We start from the raw sequence: 23,259 nt of genomic DNA, 5'->3' as shown, positions 1-23,259 counted from the left end.
CTTCGGGCGGCCATGAGCCGCGTGTGCGGAATGACGGAATTTCACCGCCCCGAGGGAGGGCTCCGCGAGCGGTTGCGTATGGGTTGACCAACCGCTTTTCGCTCGGGGCGGAATCAGGGACGGGCGTCATCCCCAGGTATGACACGCGCGGGCTCGGTCCGACTGAAGGCTGCCCCGGGAACGGGAACAGCGGCTGACTCCACGGCACCGACGGGCCGCCACGATGGAAGACGTCCCCTTGAACGTCGTCGTCCCGACAGGAGCACCCGCCCGTGACCAGCACCCCTCTCGCCGACCGGACCACCGCGGTGGCCGCCCGCGCCACGGATCTGTCGAAGGTCTACGGACAGGGCGAAACCCAGGTGGTGGCCCTGGACCGGGTGACCGTCGACTTCCGGCAGGCCCAGTTCACGGCCATCATGGGGCCCTCGGGCTCCGGCAAGTCGACGCTGATGCACTGCGTCGCCGGCCTCGACTCCTTCTCGTCCGGTTCCGTCCGCCTCGGCGACGTCGAGCTCGGCTCGCTGAAGGACAAGCAGCTCACCAGGCTGCGCCGGGACAAGATCGGCTTCATCTTCCAGGCGTTCAACCTGCTGCCGACGCTGACGGCGCTGGAGAACATCACGCTCCCGATGGACATCGCGGGCCGCAAGCCGGACAAGGCGTGGCTGGACACGGTGATCCAGATGGTCGGGCTCTCTGGGCGGCTCAGCCACCGGCCCGCGCAGCTGTCCGGCGGCCAGCAGCAGCGTGTCGCGGTGGCGCGTGCGCTCGCGTCCAAGCCGGACATCATCTTCGGCGACGAGCCCACGGGAAACCTGGACTCGCGGTCGGGCGCGGAGGTGCTGGGCTTCCTGCGCAACTCCGTGAGGGAGCTGGGGCAGACGGTGGTGATGGTGACGCACGACCCGGTGGCGGCTTCCTACGCGGACCGGGTGATCTTCCTGGCGGACGGCCGGATCGTGGACGAGCTGTACGAGCCGAGCGCGGACGCGGTGCTCGACCGCATGAAGCGGTTCGACGCGAAGGGCCGCACGAGCTGAGGGCCGTGCGCCCCGTCCTCCGGGGCCACGCCCCCGGACCCCCGCCGGCCTGAACGGCCTCGTCCGACTCTCCGCCTCCAGCCCTGGAAGAGAAATGTTCCGTACCGCCCTGCGCAATGTGCTCGCGCACAAGGCCAGGCTGCTCATGACCGTCCTCGCCGTGATGCTCGGCGTGGCCTTCGTGTCGGGCACCCTGGTCTTCACCAACACCATCTCCGACGCCTACCAGAAGAGTTCCGCCAAGGGCTTCGACCAGGTCGACGTGGCGATCCGCTCCGGGGGCCGCCAGGACACCGGCGACACGATCGGCAAGGAGCCCAAACTCACGGGGGCCCTTCTCGACAAGGCCGCCAAGGTGCAGGGCGCCAGGACGGCCATCGGCGTCGTCAGCGGCTTCACCGCCATCGCCGACAGGCACGGCAAGCTCATCGGCGACGGCTTCCAGTCCCAGGGAGGGAACTACTGGAAGACCGAGGATCCCCGGTACCCGCTCGTCAGCGGGCACGCCCCGAAGGGCGAGAACCAGGTCCTCATCGACTCCAAGACCGCCGAGCGCGCCGGATACAAGGTGGGCGACACCGTGCGGCTGTCGATCGACGGCCCCGTGCTGACCCCGAAGATCACCGGCATCTTCACCACCGACGACGGCAACGTGGCCGCGGGAGGCAGCCTCGCCCTCTTCGACACGGCCACCGCCCAGCGCCTGTTCCACAAGGACGGGTCCTACGACGAGATCGACGTGAAGGCGGCATCCGGCACCAGCCAGATCGCCCTGCGCAACGCCCTCGACGAGATCCTCCCGAAGGACGGCGCCTCCACCATCACCGGCAGGCAGCTCGCGGACGACCAGGCCCGGCAGATCGCCGACGCGACGAGCAGTATGCGCACCGCCCTGCTCGTCTTCGCGGGCATCGCGCTGTTCGTCGGTACGTTCATCATCGCCAACACCTTCACCATGCTGGTCGCCCAGCGCACCAAGGAGCTGGCGCTGCTGCGCGCGGTCGGCGCCTCCCGCAGGCAGGTCACCCGGTCCGTACTCATCGAGGCGTTCGTGGTGGGCGCGGTCGCGGCCGTCACCGGTCTGGTGGCCGGCATCGGTATCGGTGCCGGGCTGCGCTCGCTGATGGGCAGCCTGGGCGGCACGGTTCCGGACGGACCGCTCGTCATCACCCCGGGCACGGTCGTCGCCGCCCTCGCCGTCGGCATCCTGATCACGATGCTGGCCGCCTGGCTGCCGGGCCGGCGCGCCGCGAAGATCCCGCCGGTCGCCGCGATGAGCAGCCTCCACGCGAAGGCCACCACCAAGTCCCTGGTCGTACGGAACACGATCGGCGCCCTGCTGGCCGCCGCCGGCATCGCCACCGTGCTCTACGCCACCACGCTGAACAGCTCGGACGGCCAGGCCCCGATGGGCCTCGGCGCGGTCCTCCTCGTCATCGGCGTGTTCGTGCTCACCCCGCTGCTGTCCCGTCCGCTGATCGCGGCCGCCGCCCCCCTGCTGCGGGTCTTCGGGGTCGCCGGGAAGCTGGCCCGGCAGAACTCGGTGCGCAACCCGCGCCGCACCGCGGCCACCGCGTCGGCTCTGATGATCGGTCTGACCCTGATCACCGGTCTGACGGTGATGGCGGGCAGCCTGCAGACCGCGATCGACAAGATGGCGTCCTCCGCCATCAAGGCGGACTACGTGGTGTCCATGGCGAACCGCAACGAGCTGTCGCCCGACGTCGAGAAGACGCTCCGGACGACCGACGGTGTCACCGCGATCAGCCCGCTGCGCAACGCCCCCGCACGCATCGAGGGCGAGACCGAGTACGTGACCGGCGTCAACGGCGCCGCCATCGGCGAGCTGACGGATCTGACGGTCGACGACGGCACGTTCAAGGTCGGCGGCAGCCAGGTCGTCGTGGACGACGAGACCGCCAAGTTGCACCACTGGTCGGCGGGTTCGCGGTTCACCGTCTCCTACGAGGACGGCCGCAAGCAGCAGATGACGGTGACCGGTGTCTACCGGAGCACGGAGATGATGCGCGGCATCATGCTGGACAACGCGACGCTCTCCCCGCACCTGAGCGACCCGGCCGACATGCAGGTCATGGTGAAGATGTCGGGCGGCGCCACCGCCTCGGCCAAGAGCACGCTGGAGAAGGCGCTCGGTGACAACCCGGCCATCCAGGTCCAGGACAAGCAGGACATCTCCAACAGCATCGCGCAGATCTTCACGCTGATGCTGAACATGCTCTACGGCCTGCTGGCCATGGCGGTGATCGTCGCCGTCCTCGGGGTCATCAACACCCTGGCCATGTCGGTCTTCGAGCGCTCGCAGGAGATCGGAATGCTGCGGGCGATCGGTCTGGACCGCAAGGGCATCAAGCGGATGGTCCGGATGGAGTCCCTGGTCATCTCGCTGTTCGGCGGGGTGCTCGGCATCGGCCTGGGCGTGTTCTTCGGCTGGGCGGCCGGCGAACTGCTCGGCACCAAGATGACGACGTACGAGCTGGTCCTGCCCTGGGGCCGGATGGCCGTCTTCCTCCTCCTCGCGGCGGTGGTCGGCGTCCTGGCCGCCCTGTGGCCGGCCCGGCGGGCGGCCCGCATGAACATGCTGGCGGCCATCAAGTCGGAGTAGTCGCGGGAGGCATCCGTCACGAAAGGGGTCCCGTTCCTCACCGGAACGGGACCCCTCCGTCGTGTCCGCGTGCGCCTCGTACGGTCGCGTCCGGAGAGGTCAGGCCTGCCAGGTGCGGGTGCGCAGCGGCAGCCCGGACGCGCCCGAATCCGGCGTCCGCACCACGAGGACCTGATTGACGCCGATGCGGTTGTGTTCGAAGGCGAGGGCGGAGGCAGCCATGTACAGGCGCCACACACGGGCGCGGCCGGGACTGGTGAGGGCCTGCGCACGCCCCCACCGGGCCTCCAGGTTGGCGATCCAGGCGCGCAGCGTGAGGGCGTAGTGCTCGCGGAGGGACTCCACGTCGCGGACCTCGAACCCGGCGCGCTCCAGTTGGGTGACGGTGGTGCCGATGGGGGCGAGTTCGCCGTCCGGGAAGACATAGGCGTCGATGAACGCGTCGACGGAGTACGACGGCTCGTCCCGCCGGGGGCGGCGCGAGATCTGGTGGTTGAGCAGCCGTCCGCCGGGCTTCAGCAGACCGTACAGAGCCTGGGCGTACTCCAGATAGCGTTCGGTGCCGACGTGCTCGGCCATGCCGATGGAGGAGATCGCGTCGTAGGGGCCGTCGACGACGTCCCGGTAGTCCTGCACCCGGATGTCGACGCGGTCGGTGAGGCCCTCGTCGGCGACCCGCTTGCGGGCGTACGCGGCCTGCTCCTGGGAGAGGGTGATGCCGACGACGCTCACGCCGTGCTCGCGTGCCGCGTGGATCGCCATGGAGCCCCAGCCGCAGCCGACGTCCAGGAGCCGCTGACCGCGCTTCAGACCGAGTTTTCGGCTCACGAGTTCGAGCTTGTCCCGCTGGGCGTCCTCCAGGGTGGCGTTCGGCGCGTCCCAGTAGGCGCACGAGTAGACCATGGACGGGCCCAGGACGATCTCGTAGAAGTCGTTCCCGACGTCGTAGTGGTGGCTGATGGCGCGTTTGTCGCTGCGCCGGGTGTGGAGGTGGCCGCGGCCTCTGCGGACCTCCTCGCGGGGCGGCGGGGGCGGCAGGAAGGGGCCGGCCAGCCGGGCGAGCCCGCGGACGGCGGCCCGGACGTCCGGGTCACGGAGCGCCTGGACGAGGGTGCGGGCGTCCTCCCCCCGCTCCCAGATGAGGCCGGCCATCAGGTCGAGGGCGGTGTACAGGTCGCCGTCGATGCCGAGGTCTCCGGCGACCCAGGCACGGACGAGCCCCAACTCGCCCGGCTTCCACAGCAGACGGCGCAGGGCGCGGCGATTGCGTACGACGAGGGCGGGAGCGCCGGGTGGGCCGGCCTCTGAACCGTCCCAGGCGCGGATGCGCACCGGGAGCGGTGCCCCCAGCAACTGTTCGACGAGGCTCTTCAGCCGCGGCGCGGCGTCGGCCATGGCGCACACCTCCGATTGGGTACCCCTGCTCGAACCGGGCGGAGAGCCAGGGGAAGCTTTCCCGGATGTCCAACACCACGTAAACACCTGCGGGGCCGCCTCGCAGTCCCCCGTTGGCGTTACGGCTGGGCAAAAAGCCTGTGTGCGGGGGGTCCTGCGCGCAGGCTTGCGAGGTCAGGCACCGGGACAGCGCGGATATGCCGAAGGGCCTCCCGCACCACGGATGGCGGGAGGCCCTTCGGCTGGACCGGTGACCGGAGGTCAGGACGCCTTGGCCCGCTCCTCGGTCTTGGCCGCGGCGGCCACGGGCGCGGGCTTCGCGGCCTCGTAGAACTCCTCGCGCGGAGACTCGATCGCGCCGAGCGAGACGACCTCGCGCTTGAGGAACATGCCGAGCGTCCAGTCCGCGAAGATCCGGATCTTGCGGTTCCAGGTCGGCATGGCCATACCGTGGTAGCCACGGTGCATGTACCAGGCGAGACGGCCCTTGAGCTTGATCCTCATCTTGCCCATGACGATCATGGCGACGCCCTTGTGCAGGCCGAGACCCGCGACCGCGCCCTTGTTGGAGTGGCTGTACTCCTTCTGCGGGAAGCCCCGCATGCCGGAGAGGACGTTGTCGCCGAGGACCTTGGCCTGACGCAGCGCGTGCTGCGCGTTCGGCGGGCACCAGGCGTTCTCGTTGCCCGCCTTGCGGGCGGCGAGGTCGGGCACCTGGGCGTTGTCGCCCGCGGCCCAGATGTAGTCGGTGCCCTGGACCTGGAGGGTGGCGGCGGTGTCCACGTGACCGCGCGGACCGAGCGGGAGGCCGAAGCGGGCGAGCGCCGGGTTCGGCTTGACGCCTGCCGTCCACACGATCGTGTTGGAGTCGACCTCGAGGCCGTTCTTCAGCACCACGTGGCCGTCGACGCAGGACTCCATGGAGGTGGACAGGTAGACCTCGACACCACGGCTCTCGAGGTGCTGCTTGCCGTACTGGCCGAGCTTGGGACCGACCTCGGGGAGGATCTTGTCGGCGGCGTCGACGAGGATGAAGCGCATGTCCTCACGGGACACGTTCCTGTAGTACTTGGCCGCGTCCCGGGCCATGTCCTCGACCTCACCGATGGTCTCCGCACCGGCGAAGCCACCTCCGATGAAGACGAAGGTGAGCGCCTTGCGGCGGATCTCCTCGTCGGTCGTGGAGTCGGCCTTGTCGAGCTGCTCGAGAACGTGGTTGCGCAGGCCGATGGACTCCTCGATGCCCTTCATGCCGATGCCCTGCTCGGCGAGACCGGGGATCGGGAAGGTGCGGGAGACCGCGCCGAGCGCGATGACCAGGTAGTCGAAGGGCAGCTCGTACGCCTCGCCGACCAGCGGGGCGATCGTGGCGACCTTGCGGTCCTGGTCGATGGTGGTGACCCGGCCGGTGAGGACCTCCGCCTTCGGCAGCACGCGTCGCAGCGGGACGACGACGTGCCGGGGGGAGATGCTGCCGGCGGCGGCTTCGGGAAGGAAGGGCTGGTAGGTCATGTACGAGCGCGGGTCGACGACCGTCACGGTCGCTTCGCCGTAGCGCATCTTCTTCATGATGCGTCGAGCTGCGTACAGGCCTACGTACCCACCGCCTACTACGAGGATCCTGGGACGCTCCGTGGTGCTCATGCCATCGAGTATCCACCCGCCCCTGGGGGGTGGCTCGTGCGCCCCTTCACAAGCTTCGGTGAGTCGTCTGCTACACTCCGCCGCTCGCGTGATGGAGGTCATGACGCCGCCCGGGAACCGCAGGGCCGACGGATCGTTGTCAAGGCCTCGTGAGCTGCCCGTCCGGTCCTTCACCAGCCCCGCACCCGGCCTCGACGAGGCACCCCCACCGCTCCCGGGAGACGCTCGCGTGAGCACCCCCGAAGGGCCGTTGAGCCCCCCGAATGGCCCTAGGGGTCCATACCGCCGCCCAGCAGGGGGGATTTCCTTGTGAAGAACTTCACGAACTTTCCCGGCGGTGCGACCCGGAAGAGCCCCGGGGACCCTGTCGGGCCCGCTCATACGTTATCGAACCTGCTCAGGAGAGGCTACCGGCAAGTAGATATTTCTCGTCCGGCCAGCCCCCGACGCCCCGTCAGAACACCGGGCGCAGGCGCCCGCAGACGTCCGCTAGGCGATGGACCACGCGATGCCGTCCAGGATGTCGTGCTCACTGACGACGACCTCGGCAGCCCCGATCCGCTCCATGATCGCGAGCAGCACGAGGGCGCCCGCGCCGATGACGTCCACACGCCCCGGATGCATGGAAGGGATCGCCGCCCGCTCGGCGTGCGTCGACCGCAGGAGCCACTCGGTGATCTCGCGGACGCGTTCCAGGGAGACCCGGGAGTGGTGGATCCTCGCGGAGTCGTACTCCGGGAGGTCCTGGGCGATCGCCGAGACGGTGGTGACGGAGCCTGCGAGGCCGACCAGCGTGTGCGCCTCGTGCAGCGGCACCGTCTGCTCCACCAGGTCCAGCGCCGCCTCGACGTCGGCCCGTATGGCGGCGATCCGGTCCTCGGTGGGCGGGTCGCCGACCACCCCGTGGTGCACGAGGTGACGCTCCGTCATACGGACGCAGCCGATGTCGACGGACCGGGCACCGCGCACCCGGTCGTCACCGACGACGAACTCCGTGGAGCCGCCGCCGATGTCCACGACCAGATAGGGCCGGGTGAGGTCCTCCCGGCCGGCCAGCTCCTTGGTCGCGCCGGTGAAGGAGAACTCCGCCTCCTGGTCGCCCGAGATGACCTCGGGCTCGACGCCGAGGATGTCGAGCACCCCGCGCACGAACTCGTCCCTGTTCTCGGCGTCCCGGGAGGCGGACGTGGCGACGAAACGCAGCCGCTCGGCGCCGTATCCCTTGATGATCTCCGCGTACTGACGGCAGGCGGCGAAGGTGCGCTCGAGTGCCTCCGGGGCGAGGCGCCCGGTCCGGTCCACGCCCTGCCCGAGCCGGACGATGGTCATCCGGCGTTCCAGCTCGACGAGTTCACCGGTGCGGGGGTCGGCGTCCGCGACCAGGAGCCGGATGGAGTTCGTACCGCAGTCGACGGCGGCGACGCGTGTCACTTGCCCTGCTCCTTCCGCCCGGACTCCTGCTCCCCGGACTCCTGCTCCCCGGACTCCTGCTCCCCGGACTCCTGCTTGCCGGACCGCTTCTCCCCGGAGTCGGCGAGGTGGACGGGGTTGACGGCGAACCAGCCGGTGTCGGTCGTCTCCACCACCTCCCACTCCTCGTCCGGCGGCGGCCCCGCGGATGTCACGCACGACCCCTTGCGCCACCACTCCGGCAGCATCGCGAGGGCCTCGTCGCCGAGCGGGTTGACGCCCGGGCCGGCGGCCAGCGAGTGGGCCACGAGCACATGCAGGCACTTCACCCGGTCCGGCATGCCACCCGCGCTCGGGAAGCCCTCCAGGACCTCGATGGCGTCGCGGCGGGCGATGTAGTCCTCGTGCGCGGCACGGTAGGCGGCGGCCAGCTCCGGGTCGGTCGCCAGGCGCTCCGTCATCTCCTTCATGACGCCGTTGGCCTCCAGCGTGCCGATCGCGGAGGCGGCCCGCGGACACGTCAGGTAGTACGTCGTCGGGAACGGGGTGCCGTCGGGGAGCCGCGGCGCCGTCTCCACGACGTCCGGCTGCCCGCACGGGCAGCGGTGCGCGATCGCGCGCAGCCCGCGCGGCGCGCGGCCGAGCTGCTGCTGGACGGCCTCGACGTCCGCGTCCGTGGGCTCGGTGGGCGGGGTGGGCGGCGGGGGCGTTTCCATGCGGTACGAAGTCTCTCCTGTGTCTCTGTTCTGTTCACTGCTCGGACGCGTCCGACCTGTCCACCCCGTCCCAGACGCCCGCGTACCAGGGGCGGGTGGACGTCGTCCGGTTCACGCGGGACTGCCTGGCCGGGTCCGGGTCGACCACGATGTACCCGGTCTCCCCCGGCATCACGTAGTGCAGCCGCTGCCGGATCTGCTGCTTCGCGTACGCGTCGTCCTGCCAGCGCGCCTTGAGGTCGCGCAGCTGCTCGACCCGGTTGCGGGCCTCCTGCCGCTGCCGCTCCATCTCGGCGATCTCGGCGCGCTGCGAGACGTACTGCCTTATCGGGTACGCGAGCGCCACGATCAGCGAGCAGAGGACGAGCGCGAGCAGGGCGGCCCGGCCCGTGAGCCGGGAACGGCGGGCCTGCCGTCTGGTCTGGGAGCGGTACACCCGGGCCGCCGTCTGCTCCCCGAGCAGCCGCAGCCTGGTCGCGGTGGAGAACCGGTCACGGTCCTTCACTGCCATGTCTCCCGCCTCCCCTGCACACGTGCGTACGTCCCCGCACACGGTACGGGACCGCGTACGGGGACGTACGGACGACTGGCTCGGCGGCCCTTGGCGCTCAGCCCTTGAAACGCGGGAACGCGCTGCGGCCGGCGTACACCGCGGCGTCGTCGAGGATCTCCTCGATGCGCAGCAGCTGGTTGTACTTGGCGACACGCTCGGAGCGGGCCGGGGCACCGGTCTTGATCTGGCCGCAGTTGGTGGCGACGGCCAGGTCGGCGATGGTGACGTCCTCGGTCTCGCCGGAGCGGTGGGACATCATGCACTTGAAGCCGTTGCGCTGGGCCAGCTCGACGGCGTCCAGGGTCTCGGTCAGCGAGCCGATCTGGTTGACCTTGACCAGCAGGGCGTTGGCGGCGCCCTCCTCGATGCCGCGGGCGAGGCGCTCGGGGTTGGTGACGAACAGGTCGTCGCCGACCAGCTGGACCTTGTCGCCGAGCTTGTCGGTGATGACCTTCCAGCCTGCCCAGTCGTCCTCGAACAGCGGGTCCTCGATGGAGACGAGCGGGTAGGCCGCGACGAGCTCCTCGTAGTACTCCGTCATCTCGGCGGCGGAGCGCTCCTTGCCCTCGAAGAGGTACTTGCCGTCCTTGTAGAACTCGGAGGCGGCGACGTCGAGGGCGAGGGCGATCTGCTCGCCGGGGACGTACCCGGCCTGCTTGATGGCCTCGAGGATGAGGTCGAGCGCCTCGCGGTTGGAGCCGAGGTTCGGGGCGAAGCCGCCCTCGTCGCCGAGGCCGGTGGACAGGCCCTTGCCCTTCAGCACCTTCTTGAGGGTGTGGTAGACCTCGGTGCCCCAGCGCAGGGCCTCGGAGAAGGACTCCGCACCGATCGGGGCGATCATGAACTCCTGGATGTCCACATTGGAGTCGGCGTGCGAGCCGCCGTTCAGGATGTTCATCATCGGCACCGGCAGCAGGTGCGCGTTCGGGCCGCCCAGGTAGCGGAAGAGCGGGAGGTCGCTGGCCTCGGAGGCGGCGTGGGCGACGGCGAGGGAGACGCCGAGGATGGCGTTGGCGCCGAGGGAGCCCTTGTTGTCGGTGGCGTCCAGGTCGAACATCGCCTGGTCGATCAGGCGCTGCTCGGTGGCGTCGTAACCGACCAGCTCCGGGCCGATCTGCTCGATGACCGCGAGGACGGCCTTCTCGACACCCTTGCCCTGGTAGCGGTTCGGGTCTCCGTCACGGAGCTCGATGGCCTCGAAGGCGCCGGTGGAGGCGCCGGACGGAACGGCGGCACGACCCGTGCTGCCGTCGTCGAGGCCGACCTCGACCTCGACCGTGGGGTTGCCTCGGGAGTCCAGGATTTCCCGGGCTACGACGACGTCGATGGACGGCACGAGCATCTCCTTCTTGGATGTGACGCTGGAAGTGCGGGGCTGGTGTGCCTTGCGACTAGAGCCTAACCGTCCCGGGGCATCGGCCAGCCGACCGACCGTCCCGTGGACAGGGTGACGGCACACATTGTTCCAGCACGGAACAAAGGGCGGATGGCCAAGAAACGGCGCGGAAGCAAAAAGCCCCGCTCCGGCGCGTACGGGGGAACACGCACCGGAGCGGGGAGCCCGTGGGGACGGGGGCGGCCCTCAGGCGGCCCCCACCAGGAGGGCCACGGCCGTGAGGAGACTCAGGGCCGGCCGCCGGGTCACTTCAGGTGCAGCTGCTGGCCCGGGTAGATGAGGTCGGCGTCCTCGACGATGTCCTTGTTCAGCTCGAACAGCTTCTCCCAGCCGCCCCGGACGTGGTGCCGCTCGGCGATCGAGCCGAGGGTGTCGCCCTTGACCACCTTGTACTCGCCGTCGCCCTTCTTGACCTTCTTGCCGGTCGGGGTGGTGACGGTCTTCCGGGGGGCCGGGCGGTGGGTGGAGCGGGTGGCCGCCTGCTGCTCGGTCGAGCGGGTGGTGGTGGTGCTCTTCGCGGAGCCGCCGGAGCTGCCGGAGCCGCCCGCGGAGGCCGGGGCGCCGTTGTAGGCGGCGCCGGACAGGCCCTTGCCGCAGACCGGCCAGGCACCCTTGCCCTGGCCCGCGAGGACCTTCTCGGCCACGGCGATCTGCTGCCCCTTGGAGGCCATGTCGGCCCGCGAGGCGTAGGCGGTGCCGCCGTACGCGGCCCAGGTGGAGTTGGTGAACTGAAGACCGCCGTAGAAGCCGTTGCCCGTGTTGATGGACCAGTTGCCGCCGGACTCGCACTGGGCGACGGCGTCCCACTCGGAGGCGGTGGCGGCGGAGGCGTTGCCGGCCGCCATCAGCGGGGCGGCGACGGCGGCGCCGGTGACACCGGCGAGCGCGATGGCGCGGACGGCCTTGGACGGACGGCGGTGCTTGCCCTTGCCGGAACACAGCATGGTTCGATCCCCTCACCGACGCCTGCGAGGTGAGCTGTCGGGTTCGGGCCGGTTGAGTTGCCCGGCCGCGCACCTCTCGGCGCGCGGCTCCACCCCAAGCCGCTCCCGGGCAACTCCCGGGCGCGGCACCTACCTTGGGTCCCCCGCTCCTGCCTACGGCGCTTGACGCGACGACTGTTCCCGTACGGCCGCTGGCAGGATTCGGCGTTGCGACCGTCGGGGCCCGCTGTGGCGAGCGATCACGACCGTAAGCAGTCGATCCGCCGAATTTCAAAGACGATCAGGGCTTATGAGACTCATATCTCACTCTCGCCAAACCGGACATTCGACGCGAAGCGGGGCGTGAAGTGGCCGTGTTCGGGCGGTAGTTCAGGACTCGTCCCCGGACGGCTCGGTCCGGAGCTCAAGGCTCTGACCGGGGAGGATGAGGTCCGGGTCGGCGCCGACCGTCTCCTTGTTCGCGTCATAGAGGGCGGCCCATCCGCCGCGCAGGTCAAGGGAGTCGGCGATGGACGACAGATTGTCTCCGGGGCGGACGGTGTACGAGCCGCCGGCGGTGTCGCGGGCGGCGGCGGAGCCGCGCGAGGCATGACGGCCGGCGGAGCCGTCGTCGCCACCGTCCGCGACGCTCTCGTCGGCACTGCCGCCACGGTGGCGGCCGGCACCCGAGACCTCCTCCGCACCCGCAGCCGAAAGCACTCCACTCTGCCCGGACTTGTCCGACTCGTCGCTCTTCGCCGTACCCCTGGGCGCGTCGGCCGAGCCGGCGTCGGCACGAACCCCGGCCGAGTCGGTGCCCGCCGCGGATGAAGGGGAAGAGGAGGGCGAGGGGGACGCGGAGGAAGGCGCCGAAGAGGGCGACGACGCACCCGGGTCGGAAGACCCGGACGAGCGCCATGAATCGGAAGAGCTGGACGAGTCGGACAGTCCCAAGTCCATACCGGAGCCCCGGGAGGAGGCGGATCCGCCGGAGGAGTCGCCGGCCACGCCCGTGTCGACGTTCGCGGCACTCGAGTCCTTGCTCAGACCGGAGACCAGGCCGCAGGCGCTCCAGGTGGACACGCCCCGCTGGTCGAGGATCCTCTCGGCGACGGCGATCTGCTGCGAGCGGCTCGCCTGGTCCGGGCTCGGGGCGTAGTCGAGACCGCCGTACCTCTCCCAGTCCTGCTGCGTCAACTGGAGTCCGCCGTAGCGCCCGTTGCCGGTGTCGGCGCTCCAGGATCCGCCACTCTCGCACTCCGCGACCCGGTCCCAGGTCGTACCGTCGGCCGCGCTCGCACCGGTGGCACCGAGGAGAGGGATCGCGATCGCCGACCCGGTCACGCCTGCCGCGACGAGGAGGGCCGGAGCCTGGCGGGGGCGACGGTGACGGCCGGTCCCGGAGAGCATGCGATTGCCTTTCACACGACAGCAGTGACCAACGCGGCGGCTGTGGCGTACCGCCGCGTTGCTGCGTGAACGTATAACCAGTCGATCACTTGTCACAAGTTAATGCAGCGCAGATCACGTGAAGATCACGGAGTTGAGAAAATGTCACCTCCCTGTGACGGTCGGCGTGTCCGCCACCTCACTCCGCGGCGCCGGCGGTACCGCGGTGATCTTTCTTCGGAACCGGGGCGAACTCCACGGGAAGCGTGCGCAATCCGCGCATAATGAGCCCTCCACGCCAGCGTAAATCCGCTGAATCCACCGCGAGTCGCAGGTCCGGAAGACGGGTGAGAAGGGTGGCGAGCGCGGTCTGCCCCTCCAGCCGAGCAAGGGGGGCACCGAGGCAGTAGTGGATGCCGTGGCCGTAGCCGAGGTGCTGGTTGTCGCGGCGGGAGAGGTCGAGGACATCGGGGTCGGCGAACCGCTCGGGATCCCGGTCCGCGGCGGCGAGCACCACGAGGACCGGGTCACCGGCGGCGATGTCCTGCCCGCCGATGGTGAGCGGCCGGGTGGCGAACCGCCAGGTGGCCAGCTCGACCGGGCCGTCGTAGCGCAGGAGTTCCTCGACACCGGTCTCGAGGAGATCGCTCTCGCCGCGAGCGAGGGAGGTCTTCAGGCGCGCCCGCTGGTCGGGGTGGGTGAGCAGGGCGTACATGCCGTTGCCGATGAGGTTGACGGTGGTCTCGAACCCGGCGAAGAGCAGGATGAACGCCATGGCGGCGGCCTCGTTCTCGGTGAGGTGCTCACCGTGGTCGGAGGCGCGGATGAGCCCGGAGATGAGATCCTCGCCGGGACCGGGCACGTCGGTCAGGGCCTCGCGCTTGCGGTGGATGAGGTCGGCGAGGTACCCCCGCATCTTCTTCACGGACCGCGCGACCCCGCCCCGGGGCCCTCCCCCGTGCCGGATCATCATGCCCGCCCAGTCCCGGAAGTCGTCCTGGTCCTCGCGGGGGACGCCGAGCATGTCGCAGATCGCGTAGATGGGGAGCGGGAAGGCGAACTCGTGGATGAGGTCGGCCGAGCCGCGCTCCGCGAACCCGTCGATGAGCTGATCGGCCAGCTCCCGCACGCGGGGCGCGAACTCGGCGACGCGGCGGGGCGTGAACGCCTTGGAGACCAGCCGGCGCAGCCGGGTGTGGTCCGGCGGGTCGATGTTGAGCAGGTGCGTCATCAGCTCGGCCTTGCGCTCGCCGGGGATGCCGGTCTTCCCCTTGGCGTGCGCGGGCTCGTCGTGATGCGCCGGGTTCTTGCTGAGCCGCTGGTCGGCGAGGGCCTCTTTGGCGTCGGCGTAACGGGTGACCAGCCAGGCCTCCACACCGCTCGGCAGCTTCGTCCGGTGCACGGGGGCGTGCTCGCGGAGCCAGGCGTACGCGGGGTAGGGGTCGGCGGCGAACTCCCAGGTGAAGAGTTCCGGTGCGGGTGTGGAGGCGGGGCGGGCGGGCTGGTGCTGGTCGGTCACTCCTCGACCGTATCCACGGCTGCGCCCTACCGCCCCGCCAGGTCCCAGAACCCTCTCTCAGTCCGTCCCGGGCCCCTCGTCGTCCGGCCCGAGCCCCTCGGCGGCCCGTACGGCGTCGCGGTAGGCCCGGGCGGCGGCTCTCAGGGCCGCCTCCGGGTCCACTCCCGCCGCCTCCGCGCGCGCGGCCAGCGCAAGCAGTTCGTAGCCGATCCCCTCGCCCTGGGGGAGCGGCACGTCGAGGCCGGCCGAGCGCACCCGGGACGACAGCTTCGCCGCCAGGGCCAGGCCCGGCTGCCCCAGAGGGACGCCTTCCGTCACCGACGTGCGCTGCTTCTCGATCGCCTTGGTGCGCAGCCAGTGCTCCTTGACCTCCTCCGGCGTCGTCGCGGTCTCGTCGCCGAAGACGTGCGGGTGGCGGTGGATCAGCTTGGCGACGATGCCGCCCGCCACATCGTCGATGGAGAAGGGGGCGTCCGGATCCTCCTCGGCTATCCGGGAGTGGAAGACGACCTGGAGCAGGACGTCGCCCAGTTCCTCGCGCAGTTCCTCCCGGTCGCCCGCCTCGATCGCCTCGACCAGCTCGTACGCCTCCTCGATGCCGTACTTGGCGAGGCCCTGGTGGGTCTGCTGCGAGGACCACGGGCACTCGGCGCGGATGCGGTCCATGACCTGCACCAGGTCCAGGAAGCGGGAGCCCGGGAGGTCGTACGACGCGGGGAGCAGCTCCAGCTCCGGCATCCGCACCCGTCCCGAGCCCGCCAGGCGGGCCAGTCCGTCGGTGAGCTGCGGCTCGCCCTCGCCCGTCGCGACGACCACCACCGTACGGCCGCCGGCACAGGCGTCGACCAGCTGCTGCGCGGTCGGGACGCCCTCCTCCACGGTGACGCCCGCCTGACGCAGATACGGCAGCTGCGGGTGCGCGCCGTCCGCGCACAGGACCCGGTCGGCGTCGCGCAGCGCCTGCCACGCGGGCCAGGACAGCAGCCCGGGCGCGACCCGGTGGCTGGTGGTGAGCAGGACGACCCGGCCGGGAGCGGCGGATGCCTCCGCGTCCCGGGGCCGGTCGGGGGCGCCTTCGAAGCTGGTTGCGTTCACCCTTCGAACGTAACCCACGGCGCCCACGCTCCCGAGGTTTTCCACAGGCCGGTGGAAGGGCCTGCCGGGCTCCGGCTCCGCGCGACCCCCGCTATGCCGCCTGGCGCGCTCCGGCCGCCGTGACCTCCTTGACCCAGGGCGTCTTCGCGTCCACCCGGCTGCTCTTCTGCACGTCCCAGCTGCCGTAGCGCGGATTGAGGTCGACGTTCAGTTCCTTGGACGCCTGCGCCATCGCCTTCCAGAACACGGCCTTGCCCTCGGTCGTGTTCATGTCTGCGCCGAGCGCGGCGGCCAGCTTCTGGGCCTCGACCTCCGTGCGGAGGTTGTCGTCGATGCGCCGGGGAGCCACCCCGTACTGGTCCAGCCACGCCGACTGGAGCGCCTTCGCGCCGCCCGCCTGCTGCTCGAGGCCGATCCGCAGCCGGCCGACGTCGCGGCGGGTGACGGACACGCCCGCGTCCTTGGCGGCGCGGTCCAGGACCCGGTCCAGGACCATGCTGTGGAGCGTGTCGCGGGTGAGGCTGCTGGTGCGGGCGATCGTCTGCTGGTACTGGGCGTCGTCCGGGATGGCGGCGCGCTGGGCCGCGCGCACCTCCTTCACCCGGCCCTCCAGCTGGGCGACCGTGATCCGGTCCGCACCGACGACGGCGGCGGTACCCGGGTGCTCGGTGCCACCGCACGCGGTGAGTACAGGGGCCGCGACGAGGGCGGCGCTGACGGCGATCGCGGTGCGACGGCGGTGCAAGGTGGCCTCCCGAGGAGATTGTGCGACGGTGCACAAGGTCTTGCGATGATCGATGGTAGGCAGTGGCCCAGCTCTGGCCAACCCGTACGACCAACGATTCACCGGGACTTCGGGCACCGTCGCACGCCCGCCCCTCGTCAGCCGGTGATGGCGACCGGTGCGTCCCAGGCGTCGCGGTCCACGGTGAGCGTGTAACCGCCGCGTGTCTCCTTGCTGTTGACCATGTACTGGTGACCGCGGCTGTGGCTGGTGTACTGGGTGGAGCCGAACGGCCAGTCCGTGGTGGTGGTGTACTTCTTGTCCCACAGGGCGTACCAGAGGTTGCCCGGCAGGTCCGTCTTGTTCGTCGCGTTCGCGATGGCCTTGGCGCTGGAGCTGGTGAAGCCGTAGTAGCCGGCCCGGTACGTCTTGGCGCGCAGCTGCTTGTCGAAGGCGCGCACGTACGCCAGCACGGCGTCGTTGCACGACTTGTCGGCGATGTCGTACGGCTCCATGTCGAGGTAGATCGGGCTGCCGGCCTTGAGGCCGAGCGCCGACGCCTTGGCCACCGCGTCCGAGGCGTCGCTCGTGCCGAGGGAGGTGGCGGTGGAGGCGGTGAGCTTCTCGGGGTTGGATCCGGTCTGGCAGGGCGGCTGGGCGCCGACGTAGATCGGGATCAGCTTCCAGCCGACGGAGCTGACCGACTTCACCCAGGAGGCGGTCAGGTTGGGCTGAGCGCAGCCTCGGTTCTTGCCGCCGACGTACACGGCGGCGGCACCGTAGAAGCCGTCGTGCCAGGCCTTCATGGCGGCGAGCGACGGCGCGGTGCAGGTGTCGAAGGCGTGTCCGGTGAACGTCTTCTGCGCGGGCCAGGTCGTCGCGGCCATGGAGCTCTGCGCCGCGATCCCGGCGCCCGCCACCACGGCGGCACCGGCCACCGCCCACGAGATGTACCTGACCTTCTTGGACTGCCGATGACCGGCCATCCCCACCCCTGATTCACGACAGGCGGCACGCGCGGGCGTCCGCCGGAAGAGAGTTCCTAGGCCCCGGAGGCGGTGCGCGACCGGCCCGCCCTGTCCGTGACGGCGTCCGCACGGATGTCCGAGGATGACTGAAACCTACACCTGGGCGCGAAGCTTCGGCACCCGGGCCCGGCGCTTCCGCACGCAACGGAGGGCGCCGGCGCACCGGGCGGCCGGCGTCCAGCGGCATATGCCCGAAGTGCCTCAGGCCCGCCGGGCCCTCCGGGTCCGCCTCACGCCCGCCGGGTGCGTCGCAGGATCCGAGCGGCGGGCCAGGCCAGCAGAGCGGCGACGCCCCACAGGAAACCCGCGATGGCCGCCCATTCGCCGGTGCTGGTCTCCGGATCGCCGGCGCCGAACACCGTGAACATCAGGGCGACGAAGGCGAAGAAGCCGCCGAGGACCCCGAAAACGACGACCGCGGCCGTCTGCCGCCCGGTGCGCCGGGCGGGGGCGGGGGCGGTCCGCGCGGACGTCCCGGCCCCGGCGTCTTCCCCGGGCGCCCCGGCCGTCTGCGGTGCCGGCCGCTGCTGCCTCGGCGGCAGCCACACCACCGCGTTCGGCGGGACGGCGGCGTCGACGGCCGCCATGGTGTGCGCGTCCACGCCGTACGCTCCCGGCTCCACCTCGACGACCAGGCCGTCGGTGCCGACCAGCCGACGGCCGCCGTCGGGCCAGCTCAGCATCGCGGCGCAGGCACGGTAGAGCACGGTGGCAGCGCTCTGGGTCCCGTCCTTCGCCCGGGCCGTCACGCTGATTCCGTCCTGCCCCACCACGAGCGCCGTCCCGTCACCGCCCACCGAGTCGAACCGGCGCCCGGTCACCGCATACGACGAACTGGTGGGGGCCTCCGTGTACCCGGCCCAGTCCGCGCGGTGGCCCGCGGGCACCTGCATCAGGGCCGTCTCGGCCGCCTCCAGAGCCACCGCGTGCAGATCGCGAGGCGTCACCGCCCACAGCTCGGACCTGAGTTCGTCCAGGCCGCGCACCGGCCGCCCGGCGAGCAGGTCCTCCGCCGCACCGGGCAGCCGTCGCGCGGCCGCGTCGGGCGCGGTCAGCCCCCCGTCGGCCCGAGTGCGCACCGCCTCCAGGTCGGCCTGGCCGATCCGGCCCACCTGGAGCCCGGCGAGGACGTCGACGAAGCCGCCGAGCACCGCGTCCTGCTTGGCGGGCAGGGCATCCGCGAAGGCGGTCACCAGGGCCATGCCGTCGCGGCGGGAGGCGTAGTCGGTGGCCGCCGTGTAGGAGTAGCCGCCCTCCTGGCGCAGCGCTCGGGAGAGTTCGCGCTCCAGGACGCCCGCGTACACCCGTGCGGCGGTGGTGTCCCTGACCACGGCGTCCAGCAGAACGCCCCCCTTGCCGTCGGAGAAGTAGGCGGGGCCGCCGGGCAGCGCGGAGGTGACGGCGGGCATGGGGCGTCGCGCCCCGGCGGGCAGCTTGAGGGACAGCCCGGCCGGCAGGCGTTCCCCGGCGACCCACAGCACGGCGTTGCCCTGCGTGAACCAGGTCCCCGCCCACGCCCGCACGTCGTCCGGGCCGAGGTTCCTGACGCCCCACTCCGGATAGCTGACCAGGCCGTATCCCTGGGCCCCGTAGCGCCACAGCGGAAGCCCGCCGACATCGCGCCGGGCCTCCTCGGTGCGCAGGATCTCCTTCTCGGTCTCCAGGCGCTCCATGGGCAGGTCGGCCAGGGAGGCGCAGACACCCTGGAGGTAGGCGACGACCTCGTGCTCCGCGCCCTCCACGTGGAAGTGGGTGAATGCGGCCTTGGTCGCGCCGTTGAAGTGGTAGTCGGCCAGGCCCTGGCGGTGCAGGGCGAGGTGCTCGACGAGGTGGGTGACCCCGGCACGGCCGAGCGTCTCGTCGGCGACCCCGACGCGGAAGACGAGTCCGGCGCGCACGGGTCCGTTGGCGTACGCGAAGAGGGTGGGGATGCCGTCGACCTCGGTGGGGTGGATGGCGGCCTGGGGGTTCATCTTCGGCCTCTGTTCGGCGGGTTCGTCGTCATGGCGGTCATCCTCGGGCGAGGGCGGCGTCGCGGTGTTCGGCGTAGGCCGCCGCGGCGTCGCCGCCCAGATAGGCCCACGGGTACTCGGAGGCGAGGTTGCCGAGCGCGCGGAAGCAGGCGGCGGCCCGTGCCAGGTCTCCCATGAGGGAGAACATCGCGGCGAAATGGCCCTGGACGGTGACCCAGCCGTAGTCGCGCCGGAAGCCGGGATGCAGCGCGGACCGCTCGGCGGCCTCGAGGAGTTCGGCCCGCACATGGCCCTGGCGCAGGTACTCCTCGCGCTCGCGGCCCCGCAGGGCGAGCCAGTGCTCCATGTGCACCTCGGCCACGAGTCCGCCGTTCAGGGCGCCTTCGGGGGCGCCCAGCAGACATTCCCGGGCGAAGGCGTGGGCCGCCTCCCAGCTCCCGCCCCACTTGGGGCACAGCTGCTGGAGCAGCCGGCCCTGGGCACTGAAGTGGTGCGGATGGTGCGCGGCCAGCCGGTCGTACCGGCGCCGCGCCTCGTTCTGCCCGAGTTGCAGCCCCCTGGCAGTGGTGAGGCGTTCGGCCCAGGCGGCGTCGGACGACGGGTCGAGCGCGGTGGCCCGGATCAGCAGTTGCTCGGCCTGGCGCAGATGCGCGTGCAGCCCGGCGAACTGCTCCCGGCTGACCTGCCGGGCGGGCGCCGCGGTCCTGATCTCCCAGCCGATGCGCACCTCGCGGCTGCCGAGGACGGTGAGGGCGAGCACGTCGTCGGGCGCGGCGGCGAGGATCTCGCGCATCCACCCCTCCACTCCGGCCACCTCGGAGAGCACACCGACGGCGAAGCTGCGGTTCGTCTCCCGCGGCAGCCCGTCGACGTACTGCCGTAGGGACGCCCAGTCCCACGCGGTGGCCGCCTGCCGCAGCCAGGTGACCTCGGGGAAGGCGGAGGCGAGCTCGAAGTCGGGAGGCGGCGGGGAGGAGGTGGAGACTTGCGACATGCGGCGGATCCTAGGCGAGGCCCCGAAGCCCGCCTGCCGCGGGGGAAACCCCGCCGCGAGCAGGGCGAATCACAACCGTGCCTTGACCGTCTCCCTATCACTCGTTCACTGTTCGTTAACTGTTCATCCATAGCGTCCGCCCGTCTCGATCACGTGTCGTGATCCGCGCGCCGCTCTCGTCAGCCCTGCTACCGATGCCCCGCCGAGCGCCCTCGCGCGCGCCCGGGCAGCCCGCGCGACCCCACGTCTCCACTCACACCCGGGAGTCCTCATGGCCCTCAACGCCCGCCGTGCCAGGCAGCTTCAGGAAGCCGCCGCCCCCCTGCTGCTCCAGGACGAGCAGGTGCAGATGACGACCCTCGCGGGTGTCGGCTCGGTCTCCGTGCGCAAGCAGGCACTCACCGCGGCCGTGGTCGGTGTGCTCAGCGCGGGTACGGTGATGGCCACGGTCACGCCCCGCCCGATGTACGTCGTTCTGACCGACCAGCGCCTGCTCTTCTTCGACGGCAACCGCGGCGGCAAGCCCGGCCGGCTCGTCCTCAACCTGCCGCGCCCGTACGTCTCCGCGGGCGGCTCGAAGAAGGCGTTCCTGGGCCTGCAGTACGTCACCCATCTGTCCTTGGCCGGGCAGGACAAGGGCCTGAAGGTGACGTTCCCGGTGCAGCACCGCTCGGACGGGCCGCGGTTCGTGTCGGAGCTGCCGGTCACGCGCTGAGGGACCCCGGCGGCCTCAGCCGCGGACCTGTCCCAGCCACTGGAGGGTCCGCCGGATGTCCACGGCCAGCGGATGCCCCGGGCCGCGCAGGCGGTCGACGTCATGCAGCAGCCGTACGAGGGTGTCGTGGGCGGCGGCGCGGTCGCCGAGGGCCAGCAGCAGGTGGCCGATGCGGCGGCGGACGTCGTGGGCGAGTTCAGGGTCGCCCGCGACGTACTGGTTCTCGTAGTAGGGCAGCAGCGCCCGGTACTCGGCGAGCGCTGCCGTCGGTTCACCGAGTTGCTCCAGGCACTGCGCGACCTCGTAGCGGAAGCGCAGGGCCTGGGGGTCGGCCTGGCCGGCCTCGGCCGCGCGTTCGTCGGCGAGACGGCGCAGTTCGGGCAGCGCACGCCGGTACTGGCCGTCGTCCATGAGGGTGGCCGCGTACTGCTTGCGCAGGGTGCGGACGACCGGTGAGTGCTCGCCGTGGCGGGCGGCCGCCGCCGGGAGGATCGCGCCGAGGATGTCCACCGCCTGGGTGATGCGGCCCTCGCCGAGGAGGCGCTTGACCTCGTCCACGGCGCCCGCGACATCGGATTGCCCGACCGCCGGCGCGGCCTGCGGCTGGGACGCCGGAGTGCGCGCCCGGTCCGGCCACGGGGCATGCGGGCGCAGAAAGGGGCGCGTGGGGTCGAGGGGGGCTCCCGAGGGCATGCCGCGTGCCGGGAGAAGCGGGAGCAGCTGCTCGTAGGTCTCCTGCGCCGAGGCCGGGCGGTGCTGCGGGTCCTTGGCGAGCAGACGCAGGACGAGCGCCTCGAGCGCCTCCGGCACTTCGGGGCGCAGTCGGCGTACCGGCAGCGGGGGCTCGTAGAGATGGCGGTGCAGCACGCCGAGCGCGGTCGAGCCCGCGAACGGCACGTCACCGCTGAGGAGTTCGTGCATGAGCACGCCGAGCGCGTAGAGATCGGTGTACGGGCCGACCGTGCCGCCCATCGCCTGCTCGGGTGCCATATAGGCGGGCGAGCCGATCGGGGAGCCGGTGTGGGTGAGGCGGGTCGTGTCCGTGTCCATCACCGATGCCACACCGAGGTCGAGGACGGTGACCGTGCCGTCCTGCTTGACCATGACGTTGCGCGGCTTCAGATCACGGTGGACGATCGGCACCGCGTGCACGGCGGACAGCACGGCGCACAGCTGCGCGGCGACGGCCACCACCCACGGCCAGGGATACGGGTCGTGCTCGGCGAGGTGGTCGGCCAGGTCGGCCCCGTCGACGTACTGCATCACGAGGTACAGCTCCTCGCCCTCGCTGCCCGCGTCGTGGACCGTGACCAGACCGGGGTGGTCGACCTGGGCCGTGACACGGCACTCGCGCAGGAACCGGCGGCGCAGTTCGTCGGCCTCCTGGCCCGCGACCTTGTCCGGCCGCAGCAGTTTGACGGCCACACGCCTGTCCAGGCGCTGGTCGTACGCCGTCCAGACCTGGCCCATGCCGCCCTGGCCGATGAGCGTGGACAACTCGTAGCGGTGGGCGACGATGCATCCGGTCGTCGCGCTCATCGGCCGTCCTCCTGCTTACGCAGGTAGTCGCTCAACTCGTCGAGCTCGGCCCGGACCTGGTCGATACGGGCGGGCGCGGGGCGCTGGGGCTGCGGGGGCGGAGGCGCCGGTGTGTACGGAGGTGGCGACGCCGGCGTGTACGGAGGTGGCGGGGTCTGCGACGGTGGGGTGGCGGGGTAGGGATGGACGGCGGGGTAGCCGTAGCCCGGCGGCACATAGGCGGAGGGTCCCGGGGGCGTCGGGCCGGTGGGCGGCAGGCCGCGGTGGTGACGTATGTCGAACACCAGGAAGTACGCCCCGCTGACGGCGCCGAGGACGAGCACGGCGGCGAGCGCGATGTCGCTCCGGTGGTCGCCTTCCGGGACCGAGCCGACGACCGCGAGGCACCCGATGGACACGGGGATGCTCATCCAGGCCAGGAGCCAGTCGACCCACCGGCCCCGCAGCAGCGCGACCCGGAACAGCGGGAGGCACGCGAGCAGTCCGCAGCTGAGGAAGCCGGCGATGGGGAACAGCACCCGCAGGGTGATGACCATGCCCGAACTGCGGGTGGGTGGCGCCGCGCCGTGGCCGTACATGA

The 23,259-nt window shown here is 71.3% G+C and carries 19 protein-coding genes and 1 riboswitch; of the genes, 3 read left to right on the top strand and 16 right to left on the bottom strand.

What is annotated here, in order from left to right:
- Positions 1-272: 272 nt before the first annotated feature.
- Positions 273-1,043, top strand: coding sequence for an ABC transporter ATP-binding protein (locus ABZ823_RS17110; protein ID WP_361660155.1), 771 nt, complete (start codon positions 273-275; stop codon positions 1,041-1,043).
- A 94-nt stretch (positions 1,044-1,137) separates the two neighbouring features.
- Positions 1,138-3,666, top strand: a complete 2,529-nt coding sequence (locus tag ABZ823_RS17105; RefSeq protein WP_361660152.1) for an FtsX-like permease family protein — start codon at positions 1,138-1,140, stop codon at positions 3,664-3,666.
- Positions 3,667-3,765: 99 nt separating this feature from the next.
- Here the strand turns inward: ABZ823_RS17105 and ABZ823_RS17100 are convergent, their stop codons facing one another.
- The 14 genes from ABZ823_RS17100 to ABZ823_RS17035 all read right to left on the bottom strand — a co-directional run bounded on the left by ABZ823_RS17100 (position 3,766) and on the right by ABZ823_RS17035 (position 20,425).
- Entirely contained in the window at positions 3,766-5,061 is a 1,296-nt protein-coding gene (locus ABZ823_RS17100) for a cyclopropane-fatty-acyl-phospholipid synthase family protein (RefSeq protein WP_361660149.1), read from the bottom strand.
- A gap of 261 nt (positions 5,062-5,322) precedes the next feature.
- Positions 5,323-6,705: an NAD(P)/FAD-dependent oxidoreductase gene (locus ABZ823_RS17095; protein WP_361660146.1), complete on the bottom strand. Its 1,383-nt coding sequence runs from the start codon at positions 6,703-6,705 to the stop codon at positions 5,323-5,325.
- A gap of 489 nt (positions 6,706-7,194) precedes the next feature.
- The gene (locus tag ABZ823_RS17090) at positions 7,195-8,136 is read right to left on the bottom strand and encodes a Ppx/GppA phosphatase family protein (RefSeq protein WP_361660143.1); all 942 of its coding nucleotides are present in this window, start codon (positions 8,134-8,136) and stop codon (positions 7,195-7,197) included.
- Positions 8,133-8,831, bottom strand: a complete 699-nt coding sequence (locus ABZ823_RS17085) for a DUF501 domain-containing protein (protein WP_361660140.1) — start codon at positions 8,829-8,831, stop codon at positions 8,133-8,135. The genes ABZ823_RS17090 and ABZ823_RS17085 overlap by 4 nt, the downstream gene beginning before the upstream one ends.
- A gap of 34 nt (positions 8,832-8,865) precedes the next feature.
- Positions 8,866-9,342 carry a septum formation initiator family protein gene (locus ABZ823_RS17080; protein ID WP_361660138.1) on the bottom strand — a complete coding sequence of 159 codons (477 nt, stop codon included), beginning with the start codon at positions 9,340-9,342 and terminating at the stop codon, positions 8,866-8,868.
- A 97-nt stretch (positions 9,343-9,439) separates the two neighbouring features.
- Positions 9,440-10,726: a phosphopyruvate hydratase gene (gene eno, locus ABZ823_RS17075; RefSeq protein ID WP_361660136.1), complete on the bottom strand. Its 1,287-nt coding sequence runs from the start codon at positions 10,724-10,726 to the stop codon at positions 9,440-9,442.
- Between the two features lie 299 nt (positions 10,727-11,025).
- Complete coding sequence (locus ABZ823_RS17070) at positions 11,026-11,724, bottom strand: transglycosylase family protein (RefSeq protein WP_361660133.1); 699 nt, start codon at positions 11,722-11,724, stop codon at positions 11,026-11,028.
- Positions 11,725-11,728: 4 nt separating this feature from the next.
- Positions 11,729-11,895, bottom strand: a riboswitch (cyclic di-AMP (ydaO/yuaA leader).
- Between the two features lie 198 nt (positions 11,896-12,093).
- Positions 12,094-13,113 carry a transglycosylase family protein gene (locus ABZ823_RS17065; RefSeq protein ID WP_361660131.1) on the bottom strand — a complete coding sequence of 340 codons (1,020 nt, stop codon included), beginning with the start codon at positions 13,111-13,113 and terminating at the stop codon, positions 12,094-12,096.
- A gap of 178 nt (positions 13,114-13,291) precedes the next feature.
- Entirely contained in the window at positions 13,292-14,611 is a 1,320-nt protein-coding gene (locus ABZ823_RS17060; protein ID WP_361660128.1) for a cytochrome P450, read from the bottom strand.
- 57 nt (positions 14,612-14,668) lie between these two features.
- Positions 14,669-15,706, bottom strand: a complete 1,038-nt coding sequence (locus tag ABZ823_RS17055) for a nucleoside triphosphate pyrophosphohydrolase (protein ID WP_361660126.1) — start codon at positions 15,704-15,706, stop codon at positions 14,669-14,671.
- Between the two features lie 91 nt (positions 15,707-15,797).
- Positions 15,798-16,451: a SurA N-terminal domain-containing protein gene (locus ABZ823_RS17050; protein WP_361660124.1), complete on the bottom strand. Its 654-nt coding sequence runs from the start codon at positions 16,449-16,451 to the stop codon at positions 15,798-15,800.
- Between the two features lie 137 nt (positions 16,452-16,588).
- Positions 16,589-17,416: a glycoside hydrolase domain-containing protein gene (locus ABZ823_RS17045; RefSeq protein ID WP_361660122.1), complete on the bottom strand. Its 828-nt coding sequence runs from the start codon at positions 17,414-17,416 to the stop codon at positions 16,589-16,591.
- Between the two features lie 272 nt (positions 17,417-17,688).
- On the bottom strand, positions 17,689-19,431 hold the full coding sequence (locus tag ABZ823_RS17040) for an insulinase family protein (protein WP_361660119.1): 1,743 nt from the start codon (positions 19,429-19,431) through the stop codon (positions 17,689-17,691).
- 37 nt (positions 19,432-19,468) lie between these two features.
- Complete coding sequence (locus ABZ823_RS17035; RefSeq protein ID WP_361660116.1) at positions 19,469-20,425, bottom strand: hypothetical protein; 957 nt, start codon at positions 20,423-20,425, stop codon at positions 19,469-19,471.
- Between the two features lie 271 nt (positions 20,426-20,696).
- On the opposite strand from ABZ823_RS17035, the gene ABZ823_RS17030 reads away from it, so the two are divergent.
- Entirely contained in the window at positions 20,697-21,140 is a 444-nt protein-coding gene (locus ABZ823_RS17030; RefSeq protein ID WP_361660113.1) for a hypothetical protein, read from the top strand.
- A 15-nt stretch (positions 21,141-21,155) separates the two neighbouring features.
- Here the strand turns inward: ABZ823_RS17030 and ABZ823_RS17025 are convergent, their stop codons facing one another.
- The gene (locus ABZ823_RS17025) at positions 21,156-22,679 is read right to left on the bottom strand and encodes a protein kinase (protein WP_361660110.1); all 1,524 of its coding nucleotides are present in this window, start codon (positions 22,677-22,679) and stop codon (positions 21,156-21,158) included.
- Entirely contained in the window at positions 22,676-23,257 is a 582-nt protein-coding gene (locus tag ABZ823_RS17020; protein ID WP_361660107.1) for a hypothetical protein, read from the bottom strand. Before ABZ823_RS17020 ends, ABZ823_RS17025 begins: the two co-directional genes overlap by 4 nt.
- Between the last annotated feature and the right edge of the window lie 2 nt (positions 23,258-23,259).

The organism is Streptomyces sp. NPDC047079, assembly GCF_040643755.1.
Classification (GTDB): Bacteria; Actinomycetota; Actinomycetes; order Streptomycetales; family Streptomycetaceae; genus Streptomyces.
The sequence above is the reverse complement of the archived record's forward strand: the minus strand, read 5'-3'. Positions and strand labels throughout refer to the sequence as shown.